The organism is Zymomonas mobilis subsp. pomaceae ATCC 29192 (assembly GCF_000218875.1).
GTDB lineage: Bacteria > Pseudomonadota > Alphaproteobacteria > Sphingomonadales > Sphingomonadaceae > Zymomonas > Zymomonas pomaceae.
The window spans coordinates 1,640,855-1,663,595 of sequence record NC_015709.1; the positions used below are offsets into that span (position 1 = coordinate 1,640,855).

Sequence of the window (22,741 nt, forward strand, 5' to 3'; positions counted from 1 at the left end):
TTTGAAAAAGGATATATCGGCCATTTTCTGTTACAAAAAAATGAGGTTATTATTTTTTTGTATGTATGACGATTTCATCACCGCCCATAATTCCCGTTGTTCAGGGGTTGGCAAGTTCCTCTTCTTTCCCCACATAATTATAAAATAAATCTGATTAAGGTAAAGGACACTGATTGTGTCAACATTAGGACTGAATAGCGCTGATCAGAAAGCGATTGATACTTTTCGTCGTGAAGCTGTCGAACCTTCGCAGACGAAACTTGTTCTTCTCTATTTCACGGCGTCTTGGTGTAATCCTTGTAAAACTTTTGGCCCTCTTCTTGAAAAGGTTGTCAAAGGCTACACCGCAAAAGGCGTCACACTGATCAAATTCGATATCGATCAGAATAAGATTATTGCCGATCAATTACGGGTGCAATCAGTGCCTACTGTCTATGCCTTATTCCAAGGGCAATTGGTCGCTGATCTTACGCCTGCACGCAGTGAAAGTCAGATTAAGCAATCGCTTGATCAACTTTTAAGTCAGCTCCCCATTGAAGCAGGGGATAATTCTCAGGCTAATGTCGCTGATCTATTAGCTATGGGAAATAATATCTTAGATTCTGGCGATGCCGAGAGAGCCTGTTCTATTTTCGGTCAAATTTATGATATGGAGCCCGATGATCCGGCTGTGATCGGTTCCTATGCCCGCGCCTTAATTATGACGGGGGATGTGCATAAGGCAGAAAGTGTACTTTCCAATTTACCGGAAACTGTGGCCGATAAACCAGAAGTTCACCGGGCCCTTTCCGCGCTTAAATTAGCGCAACAGGCAATGTCGGTGGATGTTGACCAGCTAGGGGCTCTTCGTGCTAAAGTGGCTGCCTATCCAGACGATGATGAAGCGCGTTTCACTTTAGCCGGTGATTTAATGGCCATAGATGATCGGGACGGTGCCGCGGATCAGCTATTCGCTATTCTCGAGCATGATCGTAACTGGAATGAAGGTGCTGCACGCACCAAACTTCTTCAACTATTTGAGGTGGTTGGCATTGAAGATCCATGGGTTTCTACCCAGCGTCGTCGCCTGTCAGCTATATTGTTTCGCTAATGACTGCCAAAACTTTTAATATACCTGTTTTTCCGTTGCCGGGCATTGTATTATTTCCGCGTTCGGTTTTACCGCTTCATGTTTTTGCCTTGCCTTATCGCTCCTTGGTATCACAGTCTTTGGCCCGTGATCGGCGTATAGGCATCATCCAACCGCGCATAGCGGTGGGAGAAATTGTAAAACAGGATACGCCGCTTTATTCCATCGGTAGCGTGGGTCAGATTACTGATGTCGAAGCGTTAGAAGACGGCTGTTACAATATTGTATTAGAAGGGGTCAGCCGTTTTAATATGATACGTGAGATTAAATCTGATACCGCCTTTCGACAAGTCGAAGCGAGTATAACAGGTTTTAATGACAAAAGATTACCTAAATCTTTGGATCGTGCGGTGCGATGCCAGATAGAGGAAACCGCCCATTGGTTTGCCCAAGCCCGCGGTCTTAGCGTCGATTGGCAATCGGCTGATCAGTTAGACGATGAAGCCTTAATCAGCAATATTATCCAGTTATCACCCTTTGATGTCGCCATTAAACAGGCACTGTTAGAAAGTGGTGATTTAATGGAACGGGCTGAATTATTGATGCATGCCTTGAATTTTTTTGGCCATCAAAAAGGTGAAGATAGAAAAATTACGCTTCACTAAGAGAATAATTAATATATTTATTATCAACAGCCCTGTTTTTCATGAAAAAATCAGGGCTGTTCATTTTTAAAGGGATTTACCTGTTAAAAGACGCGGTAATTTCCCCCTATCGCCTCTAGCTTCTGATAAAAACATTTTTTTCACAAATGGTAGATAACGTACGACATTTAGTCCCGTGCGACGGAAGAAAGAGGCTGTCCGACCTGGGATCGCAAACAGATGTACTAAACTGTCAGTTACCGCTGCAACTGTCAGATTATCAAGACTACGCCAACGTTCATATCGGGATAATAAGGCTGAATCGCCCAGATCGAGCCCTAAACGGCGACCTTCAACTAAGATTTCGGTTAAAGCCGCCACATCACGTAGCCCAAGATTAAGGCCTTGCCCCGCAATCGGATGAATACCATGGGCTGCGTCCGCAATCAAAGCCAGACGTATATCAGTGATTTTGGCTGTATACTGAAATGAAAGGGGATAAGCCATAGGCTTGGATGCAAAGTCGAGCGTACCCAGAACATCGCCTGTTAGACGACTCACTTCTGCTAAAAAGGGGCGTTCTGATAATTTTTTAACGGCGTCTGCCTCTCGTCTCGGTACTGTCCATACCAAGGCAGAACGATGCCGTCCTTCTTCATCCTGCATCGGAAGAAGGGCAATTGGCCCCTTGGGATAAAAAATTTCATGGGCAATATGCTGATGAGGTTTTTCATGGAATAAAGTGCAAATGACAGCAACGTGATTGTATTCCCAATGCGCTAAATTGATTCCTGCCTCTTTACGGGTAGGCGAGGCTCTGCCTTCTGCACCCACGAGCAAAGAGGCTGTAATCTTTTGACCATCTGCTAAGGTTACAGAAACACCTTCATTATTCCGTTCAGTTTCAATCGCGTGGGCAGGGCGTAATAAAGTAATGTTTTGAGCTGCCTGCGCGGCTTCATTAAGGGCTTGTTTTAAATAGCGATTTTCTAGCATGTAACCAGAAGGGCCGTCTTCTTTTGAAGACTCAAAACGGAGATCGGGCATCTTTAACTGATCACTGACCCTTACAATCTGAATAGGGCAGCCTTTGCCTTCCAAGCTGTTTCCTAAACCAATCGCTTGCAATAATTTCCAACACGCACTCGCAATAGCGGTTGTACGTCCATCGAAATCTTTTTTCAAAGTGTGAACAGGTGGTGCTGTATCAATTACTATGGAGGTAATATCATAGCGATCAAGCGCTATAGCGAGGGTCAAGCCAGCGAAGCCACCACCTAATATTATTATATCTGCTTTTAAGGTCATCGCCGTTCTACCCTATTTATGGATATAGTCTTGTGTATTTTAAATCCTAACCTTCAATATATCCATGATATTATAGCGATAATTATAAGTGATTTTATTCTTGGAATAAAAAGGGATAGACAATATTTAAATCTCCAAAATTAAAAATTTTTTATATTAAAATAATACCTAGGGAGATATATAGTGAAACATAAAGTAAATTTAATATTATGTGCTTTCGGGATTTTCTCTTTTATAAATCCAATGGCTATTAAGGCTGAGCCCGGTGGATGTTTAAAATATGGCGCGATGGGTGCTGTTGGTGGGCATTATGTCGGTAAACATGGGGTGATAGGGGCTGCTGCGGGATGTATCTATGGAAGAAAGGTGCGTAACGATTATCGTAAACAGTTAAAAGCCAATGAAAATCATCAAAATAATTTAAAAGATCATCATAACAATTAGATGTATGGATAAATATTTTTTCATTTTTATAAATAAAGCCGATCTTAAGAAGATCGACTTTATTATTGCTATAATAATACAATATTGATTATCCATACATCCTATTTAAACAGATAAATTCACACCCGATAAGGCAATAAAATACTGAATAATTTATCTGTAATAGCGCTATCGCTTTTTATCTTGGGCGATTTTGGTTGGAAGGCCTGCGTTGATTATCTCGCCGATTGTTCTGGCGATACCTGTTATCAGGCTGACGACGGCGGCGGTCGTATCTTGGCCGCTGATAATTGTGACGATAATAGCCCGGTCGCATGTCGCCCCGACGACTGTAGCTGTTAGGCGCACTGTAAGCAGAAGTAGGTAAAATCGGCAAAATAGCCATGAGTCCTGCTGTACATAAGAGCAGCAATTTCTTGAGCATTTTATTATCCTTCTGCGGCATCTAAATTTAATAATTCCGATATAAGAAGGATGCTAGTTCTTTGCTGTATAAAGAATGAATTCTTTTGCTTAAAAATTCGTCCATTCTAGTAGAGAAAAAACAATTCATAGAGAAAAAGCAATTGATGATGCTCTAATCTATTTTTAATCCGTCGCTTCTTTTTAGAAATTAGTATCAAGGAGGCGTTAGATCTCTTCTAATCTTTGAAAGAGGATAAAAGAGGCCTTGGGAAAACGGGCGTTAAACAGACGATCTTAAAGGAGAAACGCCATGAAATTTGTATTGGCGCCAGATTCATTCAAAGGCAGTTTAACTGCTAAACAAGCGGCGACAGCGATGCAAAAGGGTATTCAGAAGATTTTCCCAGAGGCTGATTTTATTCAACTCCCAATGGCTGACGGCGGTGAAGGCACTGTTGAAGCTTTAGTCGATGCTACACATGGTCAATTTATTGAGACGACGGTTGCCAATCCTTTTATGCAAGAAACGAAAGCGCGTTATGGTCTTTTAGGGGATAGAAAAACGGCTGTTATCGAAATGGCGGCGGCAAGCGGCCTTCAATTTGTTAATGATCAAACAAAAAATCCGCTTTTAACAACGACCTATGGTACAGGTCAGCTTATTAAATCAGCCTTGGATCATAAAGCCAAAAAGATTATTATTGGCATGGGCGGTAGTGCAACAAATGACGGTGGTGCCGGCATGGCTCAGGCTTTAGGCGTGCGACTGCTCAATAACCAAGGTCAATCCATAGAAAAAGGGGGCGGTGGCTTAGCCGAATTATCCACCCTTGATATAACCGAAATTGATCCTCGTCTTTTGGAGACCGAGATTGTTATTGCCTCAGATGTAACCAATCCTTTGGTCGGGGATAAAGGGGCCAGCGCTGTCTTTGGTCCACAAAAGGGCGCAACCTCTACTATGATTGCGCAACTCGATAAAAATTTACGCCATTATGCGGCTCTCATTAAAGAAAAAACGGGTAAAGATATTGCTGATTATCCGGGGGCAGGGGCTGCTGGTGGTCTTAGTGCAGGGTTGCTCGCTTTTACTTCTGCTACACTGGAGGCGGGTGTCAAAATCGTTGTTCAGATGACAGGTCTTATCCCAAAAACCCAAGATGCCGATTTTGTTTTTACCGGAGAAGGGCATGTCGATTTTCAAACCCAATATGGTAAAACGCCTATGGGCGTTGCTCAAGCAGCGAAAAAATCTAATCCCAAAACTACGGTTATCCTATTAGCGGGCGCAGTTGGGGAAAAGATTGAAGAACTTTATAGTCTTGGTATAGATGTTATTCTAGCAACAACCCCCGGTGTCCTTACTTTGACTGAAGCTATGAAACATGCTGAAGAGAATTTAGCAAGGACAGCTGAAAATGTAGCGCGCCTTATTAAAACACAACAACATTTTCATTGTTCTTAGGGGCCGTAAAGTCTCATTGAGTCGGTCGCATACGGCCATTACCCTTAAGAAGTTCAGTTCTTTTTTTGAGATGAGGTTAAAGCATGGCAAGCGGCATAATCGCCGAAATTTCTGGAGCGGAATGGCAAGCCCGCGCCCGATATTTTTTAGGGCGAACTTTATCCTTTATCTCTGCCTTTATTTTGCTTGGCGGGACTATTTTTCTTTTTGCCGCTTTTATGAGCTATAATTCAACAGACCCAGCTTTTAACACAGCCGCGGCTGGTCCTGCCCATAATATTGGTGGTAATTTGGGGGCTTGGCTTTCTGATATTTTACTCAGCTTAATAGGCTTGCCGGTTTTATTAACCTTGCCCCCTATGATTATTACCGCTTTTCGATTGCTGCGTAATGTACATCAACCGCATCCCTTGCGGCATGGTCTGCTTATAGTATTAGGCATTATGCTGATAGCCAGTGCGGCCGGTCTGGTCGGTATTGACAGTCAAAGTGGCCTTCCTGCGGGTTGGGGTGGCAGTATCGGTCTTTTAAGCAGCGGCCTTACGCATAGTCTGTTGAACCTGCTGCCTGTTTCTTCTCTGAGATTTACCCATGGTGCTATTCTGGCCCTTTTTGCAATTGGGGGTATCGCTGTTTGGCTTTGGGGATTGGGCTTTGATGCTTATGAGCGGGCTTTTATCCGTCGTTTCTTGTCCCGTGTTGGCACCAGAAAAAAAAATATTCTCAAAAAAAACGACGTTGCAAAAGAAAGCAAAAATAAAAATAGTTCTACTTCTGAAAGGGCAGACGTAAAGATTAGCCCTCCCCTAATAGCTAAAGTCGCAGATATACCTGGATCAGATGATGATTTCTCAGAAATTACGCCGATAGAAGCCCATATTAATAAAGAAATGGGTATTGAATCCCGTCCGATTATTACAACTTATTCTCCGGCAGTAGATTCCGGTGATCCGGCCAAGCGGAAACCGCTGAACGAACATACGCATTATGAACTGCCCTCTATTGATTTTTTACAAGAAATGCCTGTCCACGCCGCGCACCATGTCGACCATGATGCTTTAGAACGGAATGCGCGCTTATTAGAAACTGTCTTACAGGATTTTCATGTCCGTGGGCAGATTGTCGAAATCCGGCCAGGGCCAGTCGTGACCATGTATGAACTGGAACCTGATGCTGGCATCAAAGCGAGCCGTGTTATCGCCTTGGCCGATGATATTGCGCGTTATATGTCGGCTGAATCCGCGCGTATTGCAGTCATTCCGGGGCGGACGGTTATTGGTATTGAATTACCTAACCCGAAAAGAGATATGGTCTCGCTGAGAGAATTAGTGGGTTCGGAAGTTTATGATAATCAAAAAGGCTCTTTACCGCTTATTTTAGGTAAAAATATTGCAGGTGATCCGGTCATCACCGATCTTGCACCCATGCCCCATCTTTTGGTGGCAGGTACGACGGGATCAGGTAAATCTGTCGGTATTAACTGTATGATTTTATCACTACTTTATCGTTTGACGCCTGAGCAATGCCGGATGATTATGATCGATCCTAAAATGCTCGAACTTTCTATTTATGATGGCATCCCCCATCTTTTATCCCCTGTCGTTACTGAACCTTCCAAGGCGGTGCGTGCCTTGAAATGGGCTGTTGAACAGATGGAAGAGCGCTATCGAATGATGGCTTCTGCTGGGGTGCGCGGTCTTGCGGGTTTTAATCAAAAAGTAAGGGAAGCTAAATCACGCGGAGAGCCGCTTAGCCGCAAAGTGCAAACAGGCTATGATAAGATAAGCGGACAGCCTGTTTATGAAGACGAAACGCTCGAATATGAACCGCTGCCGCAAATTGTCGTGGTGGTTGATGAACTGGCCGATCTGATGATGACGGCAGGTAAGGAGGTTGAATATCTCATTCAGCGCCTCGCCCAAAAAGCGCGTGCTGCGGGTATTCATCTTATTATGGCAACGCAACGCCCATCAGTCGATGTTATCACAGGGGTTATTAAAGCTAACCTTCCGACCCGTATCAGTTTTCAGGTAACTTCGAAGATCGATTCCCGCACCATTCTTGGAGAACAAGGCGCGGAGCAGCTTCTGGGTAAGGGCGATATGCTCTATATGCCGGGAGGAAAACAGGTTTTACGCGTTCATGGACCTTTCGTGAGTGATGGAGAAGTACAGGCTATTGCTGATCACTGGCGATTACAGGGAACGCCTGAATATATCTCTTCTGTCACAGAGGAACCGGTAGAGGGTGGCTATAAACTGGAAGGGCAGCCTGACGGAGATCATGACCCTGAAACCAAACGCTACCGTGATGCCGTACAATTAGTAGTCGAAAGCCGTAAAGCATCGACCAGTTGGCTACAACGTCAACTCCGTGTGGGCTATAATAATGCCGCCCGTTTAATTGAGCGTATGGAAAAAGAAGGTATCGTTTCGGCGGCGGATCATGTCGGTCGCAGAGAAGTCTTGATCGAAGCCGATGATCTCGCCACTTTATTATAAGCTATAAGGGAGGTTTTTCGGTTTTCTCGAATTAACGATGGGTTCACCTCACTTCTGCATATGAAGAAGATATATAATCTATCCTCATTTGCTTTTTTCTAGGTTCTGAGGTGAGCTCCGTCAGTCGGATGTTAAGGAATTAAGAATAATGATATATTCTGTCTTTTCAAATCCGAATAGGGCTTTTTTTGCAGCCTCTCTTATCCTGGCGACAAGTGTTTTTCATAGTGCAGGAAGTTTGACCGCTGCTCCCCCCTCAGCCAACGTCAGTAACACTTCTTCTTCTACAACTTTTTCACAGATTCAAGCCCATCTGCGCGATGTAACTACGATGACTGCGCAATTTGTCCAGATCGATCGGAATGGTCAAGCGCTTAGCGGAACGCTCACCTTAAAAAGACCAGGCCTTATCCGTTTTCAGTATCAAAAGGATGTCCCTTTACTGATCGTTGGTGATGGTAAAGCCTTGGTGATGATTGATTATTCAGTAAGACAGGTTTCCCGTTGGCCGATTGGGGATTCTCCCCTCTCTATTTTGATCGATCCTTCCAAAGATGTCGCCCATTATGCGACGCTTACGTCTGATGATGGCAAACATATTGTTATTACGGGACGCGATCCAAAACATCCCGATTTTGGTACTATTGCCATTGATTTTGAGCGAGACACAAAGGCCCCCGCTAATCTGATGCTAATGGGTTGGACCGTTATTGATGCTCAAAATAATCGTTCACAGATTGTTTTATCAGACCAGAAATTTAATCAGCCTGTTTCTAATAATATGTTCCGTTGGAATGACCCGCGTAGTAACGCTGGTCCCCGTTAAATTCATTTTTTAAAGAGAAATGAATAGGTTTTTTTAAAACTATTCTTCATTTTTGTAAAAGCTGAAATGAAGCGAGAATAAGTCATTGATCTTAGTATGCTCTTTTTGTTGTAATGCACGCTATGTTCTTTTTGTGCTATGGAATTAGGGCGTGTATCCGGTAGCATTCTATATTTGCCTTTATATAAAAATTCATAAAGCCTTTGCTTTAAACGTCTAAATTCTCGGTTTGGGCTATGATCAAAGAATGAGCTGACGTTACCATACAGCTGTTTAATATTGTCATGGAAAGGGTCTGTTTCGATCTCGCCTACAAGATGATATAGAATGCGTCCACGACCATATTCTTTATTTTCTACTAAAATATCGACCATACGTAATAATATGGTTCTGACATCTGTCGGTATTTGCGCTTTCTGTCCCATCTTTTTATCCAATGTTATAAGATATTTATCTGTAATATTTACTATATAGTCTTTAATTATCAATAAGTGATTAATGCTATTCAACTTAATGATATATTTATATTATTTGCTTATTAATATTATTATATTACCAATAATAATTTAAATAAATTTGCTGTTCTGATCAGCCTGTCAATATTACGAATTTTCAAAACATTCAGGCAGAATATTTCCTGCTTTATTCTACCATATAACAAGGCATTTTATAGCGGCTTTTTCGCGAGGCTATCCCCTAATATTTTGTTCGGTTTCACATTCATTCTATCTCACAATAAAAAATTTGAACAATTTTCGTGTAATTATATTTTATATAATTATGTTTTTTAATTTTAAAAAATATAAAAATTATAATTTTTTTATAAAAATTCCAAAATAAAATTTTTGGATATTTAATAACGGTTAAAATGTAAAAAATTTAAATTTAAATTTAACTTTTATTCATCTTAGTGACAGCTTTTAGGGTGTAGTGACATTTTTGTGGCAAGTATGCTGGCAGAATTTTCCCCCCTGTTGTCTGTCAGTATTAAGCCATCTCGCGTGACCAAACGCAGGTCAGCCCTCGCTTCATGCCCCCGAAGCGAGGGCCTTTTTTTATCTTTTTCAGAATATCTGTAATCGAGAATAGCTTGCTGACAGACTGGTTTTTATGCTTAAATCATAGGCATAAAAGGATAGGTTTAAATTCAGTAAGGCAGTCTTACTGCGCTATAATTTTTGTTCAGTTTAAAGCTGGAATTGATCAAGAACAGGGAATTAAAAATTTTGCGTATTGTCTCGTGGAACATCAATTCAGTACGGGCGCGGTTATCTCATATTGAACGTTTCTTAAAAGAAGAGCAGCCCGATATTTTGTGTTTACAAGAGACTAAGGCCACGAATGCGGTTTTTCCTGCCGTTTTTTTTAAAGAACTAGGATATATTTATCAGGCCATTCATGGACAACCTAGTTATAACGGCGTTGCCATTCTAAGTCGGGTTCCCTTCTGTGAGGCCGAAACTATCAAATATGACTGGCAAAATAATCAAGAAGCGCGTCATATCGGTATCGAGCTGGCAAATGGCGTACGTTTGGAAAATGTATATATTCCGGCAGGGGGCGATATTCCTGATCGCGATATTAACCCTAAATTTGGTCAGAAGCTGGATTTTATTACCCGAATGACCAAATGGTCTTCTTCGCTTGAACAACCGACTATTCTGGTTGGAGATTTTAATATTGCGCCTTTGGAATCCGATGTTTGGAGTCATAGGCAGCTTTTGAATGTTGTTAGCCATACTGCTGTCGAGATTGCGCATCTTGCTCAATTTCAGGCCAGCCATGATTGGATAGATTTAGGCCGTCATTTCCATGCCGCACCCAAGCGCCTTTACACATGGTGGAGCTATCGCGCCAAGGATTGGACCGTTTCTGATCGTGGTCGTCGTCTTGACCACATGTGGGCTAGTCCATCCTTGATAGATAAGGCTATTGCACATCGCGTTTGTGAATCCTGCCGGAATTGGATAAAACCTTCCGACCATGTTCCTTTGCTTACGGAGTTTCGTTTTTAATGGTTGATGACCGCAAAGCCGTTGCTGTTGCTCAGGCTATTGATGCACTACGTCGCGGATGGCCTGTCACCATTAGCGATGAGAACGAGGCCCTTAGTTTATTGGCGGTCGAAAGGGCAGATGATTATCGGTTGGCTTCTTTTGATCCTGATAAAAAAGCGAATATCCTTTTATCGGCTGCTCGTGCTGAGACGCTTAAATTAGCCAATGAAAAAGAAGCGGCCACGCCCAATCAAGCCGTAACCTTAATAAGAACGCCCTGGATAGATTGTGCAGGAGCGCTTGCTCTAGCTGATCCTTCTATGGATATGGAGAAGCCTTTAAAAGGCCCTTTTAAATTACGACCTACGCCTGTAAAAAAAGCCGCGATGGCCGCGTTAGAACTTGCAAGGTTAGCGGGAATTCTTCCTGCTTTTTTTATGCAGGAAGGCGTATCCGCACAAACGCTTATCAATATTCCAGCGATAGATATTAATAATTTTTCTTCGGGAGAGGGCATTTATATCGCTGCAAGAGCGCGTTTGCCTATTGCCTTGGGCGATCATGGACCGGCAATCGAAAATAGCCAAATTGTTGCTTTCCGTAGTGCCGCTGATGCGGTTGAGCATGTGGCTATTGTTATTGGTCATGCCAATGATCAACCTCCGATTATCAGGCTTCATAGCGAATGTTTAACGGGCGATGTCTTTGGTTCATTAAAATGTGATTGTGGCCCCCAGCTTCATCAGGCCTTAAGAATAATAGCTGAATCGGGTTATGGTATATTATTATATTTAAGGCAGGAGGGACGGGGTATCGGCCTGATCAATAAATTGCGGGCTTATGTGCTACAAGATCAGGGTTTCGATACAGTTGATGCCAATCTTCGGCTTGGCTTTGCCAATGATGCACGTGATTTTCGTCTTGCCGCCCGAATGTTAAGCGAATTAAACGTGGGTAGGGTTCGCCTTCTTACTAATAACCCCGATAAGGTTAGTGGCCTAAAACAAGCGGGTATTGATGTTCTGGAACGTATTCCTTTAAAAATTACACCTAATGCTCATAATCAGGCCTATCTTGAAACCAAGCGCGACCGTAGCGGCCATCAATTGTAAATTTCGGGTGTATCCCTTGGTGAGTAGCGTATAAATGACCCGACTTTATGTCGATAGTAAGCAAGGTATCTTAATCGAAGAAGGGGACGGGTACCGCTGTCAGACAACTTGTGCGATCGGTCGAAAGGGTATTGTTTCCGCACAGGAAAAAAGAGAAGGGGATGGTAAAACGCCTTTAGGCTGTTGGCCCATTCGATCGGCTCTTTTAAGACCGGATCGCCTTTCTTACTATTCCTTTGATTCCAAAGCTCTCCCTTTCAAACTGGAAAAGATCAAAATACCGTGGCGGTGGGTTAGACCCAGTGATGGTTGGTGCGATGATAGTGACCATCCCAGCTATAATCAGCCGGTAACTTTACCCTTTCCCGCCTCTGCTGAGACTTTATGGCGAGAGGATGGTCTATACGATATTATTATTACTCTAGGTTATAATGATAGCCCCATATATAAGGGGTGCGGTAGTGCTATTTTTCTTCACTGCTCAATTCCAGATCGTCAGACAGCAGGATGTGTGGCTGTTATGCAAGATTTTCTTCAGAATTTGCTGTTAAGACTGCAATTAGGGGATAGCCTTACGATATTTTGAGGCTATCAAGCTTTATAATGGCTGTGTAAGCATTGCAGTCACAGTTTTTATAACAAATTGTCACTGGACATTTTGCTATCTGTTAAGCTTTAGCATTCAGGCTAATATAGCCTATAGACAGGAAGTTTCTGTTGCCTATCAGGGGAATAAAACTAGATGGCTTTATAAAAGCCGCTGATATGTTTTCTTGGTACAATAAAAAATTAAAGAATACCTGCAAGAACCGGAAAAAATCCGGTCATATCGCGGTAAAGGAGAGGATGGAATGACAGGGTATTTTTGTCGGCTGTTGGCAGGCACTGCGCTTATCGCCTGTACACAAGCAGCTTATGCACAGGGTGTTCAATATAAAAGACCTAACGGTTCGTCTCAAGCGCTTGGTAATCAACCCTCGGCGGCGGCGAATCCTGCTCCAGCTCAGACAACAGGGGCAATCCCTCCAGGACAAACGCCAACAGCTAAACCTTCCAGACCTGTTCCAGATAAGCCTTTACTCAGGAAGGCGGATATTACTCAGCCTCGGGCGAAAGACGATGGCGCAGGCGGTTTGGTTAGCCGTCGTGTCGGACGTGACGATATTGCTAATATAGGCTTTGGTCAAAGCCGTCAGCAATTCACTATAACGGGTGCTAATTTCAGCCGAATGACACCTGGAACGTCTGCTTTGAGTGTTATTTCTACCTTACCCGGTGTGAACTATCAGTCTGCTGATTCTTTTGGACTCGATGAAAAAGCGACTAGCCTTTATATTCATGGTTTCTCACAGAACCAGATTGGTTTTACCATTGATGGTGTACCCCTCGGTAATATGATGGATAGCAGCAACGGTTTGTCCATCAACCGGATGATTATGCCGGAAAATATTGATGCCGTAACCGTTAATTCGACATCGGGTAGTCTAGGTTTAGCGGCTAATAATAATGTCGGCGGCTCGGTACAATTTATATCCCATCGGCCAGGCGATAAGCTCGATATTGTTGGTTCTGGTACTTATGGTTCCAATAACACATGGCGTGGATTTACCCGGGTAGAAACGGGTGACTTAACAGGGAATGGCCTACGGGGTTCCTTTAGCTATGGTTATCTTACCAGTGGTAAGACCCGTGGATGGGGTAAAGAAAAAGAGCATCAGGTAAATGCTAAAATCGTGCAGGATTTGCATGATGGGTATGATGGCGAAATCGGTGCCTTTTTTGATTATTCCAGTCAGAATCAAACGAACTATATGGATACCAGCTATGACATGCAAAAAAGGCTAGGTACCTATACCGACTATACCCATAATTGGGGTATAGCAGAGCAAATGGCAAGCGCTTATCAGAGTGGTAGCAATAACTATCCTGCCCCTTATTCATCGGTTAATGACACCTATTATAGCGCTTCCACTTTACGGCGTGATTATATCGGCGGTCTGCATTTTAAAAGACATCTTACCAAAGAAATCAGCGTTGATGTAACTGGCTATTATAATCGGGAATATGGCCAGGATCTGATGTATGATCCTTATGTTTCTACGCCTGGTGGTTCTTCTTTATCGGTTCAAGGGGTTACTTCAACACAAAACCGAGGGGGTATAACCGGTCACGTCGCTTGGGATCACGATTTTTCAGTTTTCAAAAACCATTTAGAAGCCGGTGGTTGGTATGAATCCAGCACTAGCCATCAAGCGACAGATTATTATGATCTCGCAGCGAATGCCAGCGGACCTTCTCGTAATATCTTACAATATCAGAATGACCCGTTCAGTTCTCAATGGGCGCATAAAATTGGTACAGAAACAACCATGTATTATGTTTCTGACCGGATGGACTTTGGTAAAGTTACCTTGTCCGGTGGGTGGAAAGGCTTCCAGACAACCAGTGAGAATAAGGCTTTAGGTAATCTCAGCGATTATAATCGCGCAACGGGTAAGATGAATTCAACGGATTGGTTCCTGCCGCAATTTGGTATTTTGTGGAAACCTGATTCCCGTATCGATTTCTTCTTTAATTATTCTGAAAACATGCAGGCGCTTAATGCTAATCTGTTAGCGGCAACCTCGCAGGCTAATTTCGACAGCTTGGCCAGCAATCGCAAAATGCGGCCCGAAAAGTCGACCAATTATGAAATTGGTATGCGCTATCATGAAGGCCGTTTCCAGACAGCTATTTCGGGCTATTATAGCTACATTACGAATAATATGCTGGCGACCTCGACGACCGGTAATGCGCCGATCAATCTCTATAATGTCGGCGGCGTCAAGAATTATGGCGTTGATGTAAGCGCCATGTATCGTGTCCTTCGTCCATTATCTTTCTTGGCCAGCTATTCCTATACGCATGCTACTTATGCCAATAATATTATGAGTAGTAACGGTAGTGTGCTTTATCAGACCAAAGGCAATTGGGTACCGGGCATTGCACGCAATATGTTCAAGGCTGATATCGTTTATGACGATCACCATCTTTTGATGCGAGTAGGGGCGAACTTTATGGTTCACCGTTCCGTTGATTTCATGGATACCGTCCATACTCCCGGACAATATGTTTTAAATGGGGCGATCGGTTATCACTTCGGTGATGAAGTACCTTATATGAAAAACTGGACGATTATCGGCAATGTTACCAATATGACGGGACAACGCTATGTCTCAACAATTGGTACGACCGGTTTCGCTGCAAGTGGCGATGCCCAGAATTTACAGGCTGGTGCGCCCCGTCGTTTCTTCATAACGCTGAAACGGGGTCTTTAATCCTCGCTAAGACCTATAATTTATTTGAAAATAAAAAAGCCGGAAGTAAAAACCTCCGGCTTTTTTAATAAGGAAAGCATTTTAAATTCGCGCTATCAACTGAATCTAGCGTCCTGTCTGCCCTCGATGAAGCAGCTTTTGATCGGCTAAGACCAAAGCGACCATTGCTTCTACGACCGGTACAGCCCGAATACCCACACAAGGATCATGTCGGCCTTTAGTGCTTACTTCTACCGCATAGCCTTCGCGATCAATCGATTGAAGGGGAGATAAGATAGATGGTGTCGGCTTTAAAGCGCATCGCAGGACGATGGGTTGCCCTGTCGCAATGCCTGCTGTGATGCCGCCCGCATGATTAGAGAGAAAAAAGGCTTTTCCGTCTTGTTCATCGGGGCGAATTGCATCCGCATTGTCACGACCATTACTACGCGCTGCAGTAAAGCCATCCCCAATCTCGACCGCTTTTACGGCGTTGATACCCATACAGGCCGCCGCCAGCTCAGCATCAAGCTTGGCATAAAGGGGGGCACCCCAACCGGCTGGCACCGAGGTAGCAACACATTCCACGATTGCACCCACTGAGTTTCCATCCTTTCGAGCCTTATCAACAATAATTTCCCATCGTTTTACAGCCTCGGCATCAGGACAAAAAAACGGATTATTTCCAATTTCTGCCTTGTCAAACCGTGTCCGGTCGATGGCATCGCCCCCTAATTCGACCAGATAACCTTGAATATTGACTTCAGGAATAACCAAGCGGGCAACAGCCCCTGCTGCGACGCGTGCTGCTGTCTCACGTGCAGAAGATCGCCCTCCACCACGATAGTCTCGTAAGCCATATTTGGCATCATAGGCAAAGTCGCCATGCGCAGGACGATATTGGCGCGCCACCTCGCTATAATCACGGGATCGCTGATCTGTATTTTCAATCATTAAGCTGATCGGCGTGCCTGTCGTTTTACCTTCAAAAACACCTGATAATATCTGAACCTTATCTGGTTCACGTCTTTGTGTGGTAAAACGGGAAGATCCCGGTTTTCGTCGATCAAGCCAAGGTTGAATATCTTCTTCGGACAAGGTCAAACCCGGAGGACAGCCATCGACTACTGCGCCTAAGGCTGGCCCATGACTTTCACCCCAACTGGTAAAACGAAAAAGATGACCAAAACTATTAAAGCTCATTGGGCAAGCGCAATATCTGGAGCATCGATCCGTTTCATACCCACAATGTTATATCCAGCATCGACATGATGGATTTCACCCGTCACACCCGAGGACAAATCAGAGAGCAAATAAAGCGCTGATTTGCCGACTTCTTCAATCGAAACCGTCCGTTTTAAAGGCGTATTAAGTTGATTCCATTTCAAGATATAGGAGAAATCGCCAATGCCCCGAGCCGCCATCGTCTGGATTGGGCCCGCTGAAATTGCATTGACCCGAATATTACGGTCACCGAGATCTGCTGCTAAATATTTAACCGATGTTTCCAACGCAGCCTTTGCAACGCCCATAATGTTGTAATTAGGCATAACTTTTTCTGCGCCATAATAGGTCAGGGTCAAAATATTGCCGCCTTCCGGCATCATATCCCGCGCATGTCTGGTTACTGCAATTAAAGAATAAGCCGAGATTGCCATCGTGGTATTGAAATTTTCAAGGCTTGTATCTGTGAAGTGACCACGCAGTTCATTCTTGTCTGAAAAGCCGATTGCATGAACCACAAAATCAAGAGTCGGCCATTTTTCGGCTAAAGTTTTAAAAGCGTTATCAATTGCCTTCATGTCACTGACATCACAATCGATCAAGATGTCAGAACCCAATTTTTCAGCCAGCGGCTGTACCCGCTTTTTTAAAGCCTCCCCTTGATAAGCGAATGCCAACTCGGCACCCTGTTTTTGTAAAGCACAGGCGATACCCCACGCTAGAGACCGATCATTGGCAAGTCCCATGATCAGTCCTCTTTTCCCTTCCATCAATCCGGCCATACCATTCCTCAATATATCAAAATTATGCATCATTTTTTGGCGTAACAGGCGTAGATCTGTCAAATGCCAATGTCGCATTCAGATGAACACCGACAACCAAGCCCAACCCAATGATCCAAAAATAAATCAAAACTATGACTGAACCGGCTAATCCTCCATAGCTTCGATTATAATCAAGCATATTATTAAGGGCGATGGGCAAAATCATAGAAACCATTTGCCACCAAAAGGCAGTCAGTAAAGCCCCTGGCCATTTGAAATAATGAGCCTCACGATATTGTGGAGGGGTCACTGTATAAAAGAGAATATACAGCGCCCCGAATAACAAGCCGCCAGAAATAATCCGTGAAAGAATTGAAAACGCCGTAATATGATCCAAAAAAGTACGCATACGATCGCTTGTGATGCCGATGAGCGCTAACTTATCCATTAAATTCTGATTATCTGACAGGCTGATATGAGGAAAGGCTGCACTTATATATTGAAGTAACCAACTAAATTGTTCCGAAAAAATATGTTGGAGTGCTGCCAGCATGACTTGAATAGACAAGATAAATAGCAAAAGAAATACGGCCATAATATTAATAGCCATAGCCCCCAGACGATATTTAATAAAAGCCGTAGGGGGTTCGAGTCGATAAGTGCGATATAACAATTCGCGGATACTTGAAATAAAACTGCTGACAGACCACAAGCTAACGAGCGCACTCCACCATATTAACGATCCCGAACGCATAGCTAAAACTTGAAAGATAGGGCCGCTGAGTTGGCTTGACACATTGGGGGGTAATGCGGAAAGAAAAGAATGAACTGCTGCAAAACCATCAGCGCCTCTTCCAATGCCACTCGCTATAATGATGGTTAAGATCATAAATGGGAAAAGGGTTAACAATGCCATATAGGCAAAGTTTCCTGCATGTACGAAGCCTTCGTTCATTACCCCGTTAAAAACCTGCACCACGACAGAGAAAAAGGAATGTCGCTTTTTCATCTGTTTTTTTTCAGCAGGCTTTCTGTTTTTTTGTTCAATTTTTGTCATAAGCAAGCCCATGCTCTCTTACTGCCCACTTTATGACAAGTAATAATCAAACCGTGCTGGTTTGAAAGTAAAAATCTGAGGCTTCCATAGCTGTTAAGCCACAGTCCAGATTGAGAAAAATTCTTGTTTGTAAATAGGGTATATTTTTACTTGGATAGAGAAAAATATCATTATTTAAAATAAGATTTTCTATGAAAAATAGGTCTATTTGCTCAATAAAAAAGGAATATAGTGTATTTTGTAAAATTTTAAGCTGTTTTCCTTCTTTGAAAAAGTATTCTCTTTATGAAATAAGAGCCAGCTTTTGTAAAAGCTGGCTCTCATATTTAAAAAAATTTAATGAAGGCTTTTTAAAGACCTAAGGCTGTCCGTGGATTTTCCTTATCTTTGGCTGCCCATCCCTGAACAAACTGTTTCAGATCTGAATCGTTTTCGGGCAGAGTAATCATTAAAGTGATCAGTTCGTCGCCTCGTCCACCCGCTTTTTTATGAAAACCTTTACCCCGTAACCGCAAAACTTTTCCAGAATTAGAGCCTGCCGGTACGGATACCATGACAGCGCCTTCCGCAGTTGGTACTTTTATTTTTGCCCCCTCTACGGCTTCAGCCAAAGAAATAGGCAGATTTAAGGTGATATCATCACCTTTACGCTGAAAAAACGCATGGGGTTGAATATCAATGGTAACGATAGCATCGCCCGCCCCCCCGGGGCCCGGTTGTCCCTTACCAGCAAGGCGCATTTGTGTGCCATCTTCCACACCAGCGGGCAATTTCAGATCAATAGTCTTTCCATCGCCTAAGGTAATTCGTTGCGGATGTAATGTCGCCGCATCAATAAACGGTACTTTTAGGCGATAGAGGTTATTGCTTCCCTTGGGTGCCGCTTTACCGCCGAAACCGCCCCCGCGTTGTCCACGTCCGCCGCCAAAGATACCTTCAAAAAGATCGCTGAAATCTCCATGATCGGCACCGCCGCCGCCGCCAAAGTTGAAGCCGCCGAAGCCCCCCCCATTATTACCACCTGCGCGACCACCGGCATGATGGAATCCATCAAATCCGCCCCCGTTAAAGCGCGGATTGCCCTGTTCATCTATTTCACCCCGGTCATATTGTCCGCGTTTTTCTTTATCGGACAGGATTTCATAAGCAGCTGACACTTCTGAAAAACGCGTTGCCGCTTGGGGATTGTCTTTATTGCGATCAGGATGAAGCTTCTTCGCCAGATTGCGATAGGCTTTTTTAATTGCCGCTTCATCGGCGCTGCGGGTTATTCCCAGTCTTTCGTAAAGATCAGCCATGACGTTTTTTGTGCCCAATCTGTCTAAATCATTATATGTAGCAAATATGCCACATAAATGTGTATGCCCCCTTAAGATCGCAAGGGGCTCATTATAAAAAGCTATTTTATAAGGATATTCGAAGTTGTGTATAAAAAAGTAAAACCATATTTGCCCAAACAATCTTAAAAAAACTTTTTCAAAAAGAAATAATAAAAATTATTGGGCTGAATCGAAGGTATTTACTTTAAAAATCACCATTTCTTGCGATAGTTCTTCGAATTATAATCATCATCTGATCAACCTATAGACGAATCGTCACTAAGGTAGCGGCTAAGATTTTTTCCGTGATAAGGTGAATCATGGCACCTATTATTACACCTAATAAGACACCAAATCCACGATCGAGACCAGCGATAATTGTTTTATCACTTCCATGATCCCCAATCAGCACAATAACACATGTCCACATACCTACCCGTAATTTAGGATAACAACGGGCGATAATAGCGCAGATAGCCACTGAAATTGTTAATTCAGTGGTTACATCATGGAACAGCATATCGACGATAACCGCTGTCACAATACCAATAACAGTGCCGATAATACGTGATATAACGATAGCTTGGGTTTCATGAAATTTGTCTTGTGACACAATCAAGGCCGAAATAGCTGCCCATGCGGGATATTTAAGCCCTAGCATTGTTGCGCAAAGATAGCCGGCTGTAGCAGAAACTGAGCATCGCAAAATAAAGGCAATAAAGCGGATAGCATCTTCTGTTTTTAGCGGACTGATTTTTTGGCTTAGATTATAAGTCATCTGACTTAGCATGATATAATTCTGCAGGACCCTTTTAAAGGCTTGCATCCTTCAGCTGGCGTTTCGCCGCTGCATATAAGAAAACACGCACGATCCTAATAAGTAATAATTTTGACTATAGTTAAAAGTATTTTTCGATATAAATATTATCGATCTTTTTTTTGAAATAAATTTTTACCTAATAAAGTAATATTACAATCCGACTATGGTAAAATCATTTTACCATAGTCGTCTTACTTTTTTGAAACTGTCTTATTCTAATAATTCTGTGCGCAAACTGTCTTGAAAACGCAACGGTTGTCCCACAGGTTCACCATAAAGATGACCTTCCCACATGACTTTATTACCTCGAATAATCGTGCCGACCGGCAAACCTTTCAGAGTGTTACCTAAAAAAGGAGACCAACCACATTTAGACGCCAGCCATTCATCTTTGATAATCCATGAGGCTTTCAGATCGACTACGGAAAAATCGGCATCATATCCGACAGCAATGCGCCCTTTTTCTAATAAGCCGAATAAACGTTGTGGCCCAGCAGATACCAAATCGACCAATCGGCTCAGGCTCAGATGACCTTCTGATACATGATTCAGCATTAAAGGTAATAAGGTCTGAACACCGGGCATCCCACTAGGAGACTGGGGATAAGGATGGTGTTTGTCTTCTATCGTATGCGGAGCATGGTCAGAACCAATGACATCGGCAATACCTTGTTGCAAGCAATGCCATAAACCTAAACGATGTTTTTCAGATCTGATCGGCGGATTCATCTGGGCATAACTGCCCAAAGTCGGATAGGCAGTCTCGGCGGACAAGGTCAGATGTTGAGGCGTCAATTCACAGCTTGCAATATCTTTATGCGCGGCAATCAGCGCCATTTCTTCAGGGGTCGTCACATGAAGAATATGGATAAGACGACCGGTTTTTCGGGCCAATGATAAAATACGGCGTGTTGCAAGGATAGCAGTTTCATCGTCTCTCCACACGGGATGAGAGGCAGGATCACCGGGAACACAATATTTTTTTCGTTCTTTAAGACGGGCTTCATCTTCAGCATGAATAGCGATACGCCGCCGTCCAGACTGTAAAATCGATAACAAAGTATCATCATCATCGACAAGTAAGTTGCCAGTCGAAGAGCCCATAAAAATTTTGATACCGGCACAACCGGGTAACTGTTCTAAGGCTGCTAACTGATCTTTGTTCCCCAATGTCGCCCCAATGTAAAAGGCGTGGTCACACCACATCCGGTGATGCGCGCGGGCGAGCTTATCGACTAACGCTTCTACGGTATCTGTTGGCGGATTGGTGTTCGGCATTTCAAAAACGGCGGTAATACCGCCTAAAACTGCCGCTTTACTGCCACTTGCTAAATCTTCTTTTGTTTCATGTCCTGGTTCACGAAAATGAACTTGGGTATCGATTGCCCCAGGTAGAATGGTCAAACCTTCACAATGCAACAATTCTTCAGTCTGATCTTTATGAAAATCGCCAATAGCGGCAATTTTTCCTCTTTTGATGGCAATATCCTTGGCGACAAGACCACCAGGCGTGAAAAGGGTTCCACCTTTTAAAACTAAATCATACTTCATCAGCGACCTTCCATTTCCGCTTCTAATTTCCTACTATGCCAATATGAGTGCAACGACTGATATTACCATGCCTAAAACCAGCTTGCTGGATGATCGGGCTATTATCCGCTTATCTCCCTTAAAAGAGGATACAACGGCTGATGTTGTGGATTTTTTGCAAGGGTTGGTAACACAGGATGTCTTGTTACTAGAAAAAGGGGCGCCTCTTTGGTCAGCTTTGCTGACACCACAAGGCAAAGCCCTCTATGATTTTATTTTGTGGGGTGAGGGTAAATCGGTTCTGATTGACTGCGAAGCTATAGCCGTTGAAGGGTTGATCCGCCGTTTGACGCTTTATCGTTTGCGGCGCGCTATTGCGATTGAAGTGGATCCCAATATCACGGTTCATTGGTCACTGATAGAAGCGGATGATAAATGTATAAGGGGCTGGCCTGATCCACGGTTGCCTGATTTAGGGTTCCGTTGGTTACAGGAATCGCAAGATAACGCTTTATCCGCCGTTACACTTTGGAAAAAGCATCGTTTAATCCTCGGCGTCACAGAAGGTCAGGCTGAACTAGGACAAGACAAGACTTTATGGCTAGAAGCCAATGCTCGCGAATTAAATGGGGTTAGCTTTACCAAGGGTTGTTATGTCGGACAGGAAAATACTGCCCGAATGAACTGGCGACAGAAAATTAACCGTCGTTTAGCGGTAGTGCAGACTGAAAATCCACCAGAAGATCAGGGGCGATGCAGGATTTTTTATCCTGATTTTCAATTGGCTGTTATTAGTCAGCGGGTTGCCGAATGGGATAAACTTCCAGAAGGGCAGCATATTATTACACCATCATGGTTAAAGCCAGCCTTGGAAGAGAACGCTTAATTTTTATTTTTAAGTGCCCTCATTAAAAAAGCCGGAAAAACTTCCGGCTTTTTATTCAATTATGAGAATTCTTT

20 protein-coding genes are annotated in these 22,741 nt (G+C 43.3%); 11 read left to right on the plus strand and 9 right to left on the minus strand.

Annotated elements, in window-relative coordinates; translation table 11 throughout:
- Positions 1–175 precede the first annotated feature (175 nt).
- On the plus strand, positions 176–1,090 hold the full coding sequence (locus ZYMOP_RS07320; RefSeq protein ID WP_013934689.1) for a tetratricopeptide repeat protein: 915 nt from the start codon (positions 176–178) through the stop codon (positions 1,088–1,090).
- Positions 1,090–1,734: an LON peptidase substrate-binding domain-containing protein gene (locus ZYMOP_RS07325; protein WP_013934690.1), complete on the plus strand. Its 645-nt coding sequence runs from the start codon at positions 1,090–1,092 to the stop codon at positions 1,732–1,734. Before ZYMOP_RS07320 ends, ZYMOP_RS07325 begins: the two co-directional genes overlap by 1 nt.
- A 66-nt stretch (positions 1,735–1,800) precedes the next feature.
- Here ZYMOP_RS07325 and ZYMOP_RS07330 read toward each other — a convergent pair whose 3' ends face one another.
- Positions 1,801–3,021, minus strand: coding sequence for a UbiH/UbiF/VisC/COQ6 family ubiquinone biosynthesis hydroxylase (locus ZYMOP_RS07330; RefSeq protein ID WP_013934691.1), 1,221 nt, complete (start codon positions 3,019–3,021; stop codon positions 1,801–1,803).
- 183 nt (positions 3,022–3,204) lie between these two features.
- Between ZYMOP_RS07330 and ZYMOP_RS07335 the strand changes: the two genes are divergently transcribed.
- The gene (locus ZYMOP_RS07335) at positions 3,205–3,465 is read left to right on the plus strand and encodes a hypothetical protein (protein WP_013934692.1); all 261 of its coding nucleotides are present in this window, start codon (positions 3,205–3,207) and stop codon (positions 3,463–3,465) included.
- A 178-nt stretch (positions 3,466–3,643) separates the two neighbouring features.
- On the opposite strand, the gene ZYMOP_RS07340 is transcribed toward ZYMOP_RS07335, so the two are convergent.
- Entirely contained in the window at positions 3,644–3,889 is a 246-nt protein-coding gene (locus ZYMOP_RS07340; RefSeq protein ID WP_158498506.1) for a hypothetical protein, read from the minus strand.
- 291 nt (positions 3,890–4,180) lie between these two features.
- Between ZYMOP_RS07340 and ZYMOP_RS07345 the strand changes: the two genes are divergently transcribed.
- From ZYMOP_RS07345 to ZYMOP_RS07355, 3 genes are all read left to right on the plus strand, one after another.
- Positions 4,181–5,335, plus strand: a complete 1,155-nt coding sequence (locus ZYMOP_RS07345) for a glycerate kinase family protein (protein ID WP_013934693.1) — start codon at positions 4,181–4,183, stop codon at positions 5,333–5,335.
- Between the two features lie 83 nt (positions 5,336–5,418).
- The gene (locus tag ZYMOP_RS07350; RefSeq protein WP_013934694.1) at positions 5,419–7,836 is read left to right on the plus strand and encodes a DNA translocase FtsK; all 2,418 of its coding nucleotides are present in this window, start codon (positions 5,419–5,421) and stop codon (positions 7,834–7,836) included.
- Between the two features lie 148 nt (positions 7,837–7,984).
- Positions 7,985–8,662, plus strand: a complete 678-nt coding sequence (locus tag ZYMOP_RS07355; protein ID WP_013934695.1) for a LolA family protein — start codon at positions 7,985–7,987, stop codon at positions 8,660–8,662.
- 2 nt (positions 8,663–8,664) lie between these two features.
- Here ZYMOP_RS07355 and ZYMOP_RS07360 read toward each other — a convergent pair whose 3' ends face one another.
- On the minus strand, positions 8,665–9,087 hold the full coding sequence (locus ZYMOP_RS07360) for a hypothetical protein (RefSeq protein WP_013934696.1): 423 nt from the start codon (positions 9,085–9,087) through the stop codon (positions 8,665–8,667).
- A gap of 801 nt (positions 9,088–9,888) precedes the next feature.
- Between ZYMOP_RS07360 and ZYMOP_RS07365 the strand changes: the two genes are divergently transcribed.
- From ZYMOP_RS07365 to ZYMOP_RS07380, 4 genes are all read left to right on the plus strand, one after another.
- Positions 9,889–10,677, plus strand: coding sequence for an exodeoxyribonuclease III (locus ZYMOP_RS07365; RefSeq protein WP_013934697.1), 789 nt, complete (start codon positions 9,889–9,891; stop codon positions 10,675–10,677).
- A complete protein-coding gene (gene ribA, locus ZYMOP_RS07370) occupies positions 10,677–11,771 on the plus strand; it encodes a GTP cyclohydrolase II (RefSeq protein ID WP_013934698.1) in 1,095 nt (364 codons plus the stop codon). The genes ZYMOP_RS07365 and ribA overlap by 1 nt, the downstream gene beginning before the upstream one ends.
- A gap of 34 nt (positions 11,772–11,805) precedes the next feature.
- Positions 11,806–12,357 (plus strand): L,D-transpeptidase family protein, encoded by a 552-nt coding sequence (locus ZYMOP_RS07375; RefSeq protein WP_013934699.1) that lies wholly within the window; start codon positions 11,806–11,808, stop codon positions 12,355–12,357.
- A gap of 265 nt (positions 12,358–12,622) precedes the next feature.
- Positions 12,623–15,088, plus strand: a complete 2,466-nt coding sequence (locus ZYMOP_RS07380) for a TonB-dependent receptor (RefSeq protein ID WP_013934700.1) — start codon at positions 12,623–12,625, stop codon at positions 15,086–15,088.
- Between the two features lie 105 nt (positions 15,089–15,193).
- Here the strand turns inward: ZYMOP_RS07380 and aroC are convergent, their stop codons facing one another.
- From aroC to ZYMOP_RS07410, 6 genes are all read right to left on the minus strand, one after another.
- The gene (aroC, locus tag ZYMOP_RS07385) at positions 15,194–16,270 is read right to left on the minus strand and encodes a chorismate synthase (protein ID WP_013934701.1); all 1,077 of its coding nucleotides are present in this window, start codon (positions 16,268–16,270) and stop codon (positions 15,194–15,196) included.
- Entirely contained in the window at positions 16,267–17,073 is an 807-nt protein-coding gene (fabI, locus tag ZYMOP_RS07390) for an enoyl-ACP reductase FabI (RefSeq protein WP_013934702.1), read from the minus strand. Before fabI ends, aroC begins: the two co-directional genes overlap by 4 nt.
- A 22-nt stretch (positions 17,074–17,095) precedes the next feature.
- Complete coding sequence (locus tag ZYMOP_RS07395) at positions 17,096–18,112, minus strand: YihY/virulence factor BrkB family protein (RefSeq protein ID WP_013934703.1); 1,017 nt, start codon at positions 18,110–18,112, stop codon at positions 17,096–17,098.
- Between the two features lie 350 nt (positions 18,113–18,462).
- Positions 18,463–19,410 (minus strand): DnaJ C-terminal domain-containing protein, encoded by a 948-nt coding sequence (locus ZYMOP_RS07400; protein ID WP_013934704.1) that lies wholly within the window; start codon positions 19,408–19,410, stop codon positions 18,463–18,465.
- 283 nt (positions 19,411–19,693) lie between these two features.
- Positions 19,694–20,209, minus strand: coding sequence for an FUSC family protein (locus ZYMOP_RS07405; protein ID WP_041582149.1), 516 nt, complete (start codon positions 20,207–20,209; stop codon positions 19,694–19,696).
- A 252-nt stretch (positions 20,210–20,461) separates the two neighbouring features.
- Entirely contained in the window at positions 20,462–21,802 is a 1,341-nt protein-coding gene (locus ZYMOP_RS07410) for a dihydroorotase (RefSeq protein ID WP_013934706.1), read from the minus strand.
- A gap of 43 nt (positions 21,803–21,845) precedes the next feature.
- Here ZYMOP_RS07410 and ygfZ point away from each other — a divergent pair, with 43 nt between their 5' ends.
- Positions 21,846–22,667: a CAF17-like 4Fe-4S cluster assembly/insertion protein YgfZ gene (gene ygfZ / locus ZYMOP_RS07415; protein WP_013934707.1), complete on the plus strand. Its 822-nt coding sequence runs from the start codon at positions 21,846–21,848 to the stop codon at positions 22,665–22,667.
- Positions 22,668–22,741: the final 74 nt, after the last annotated feature.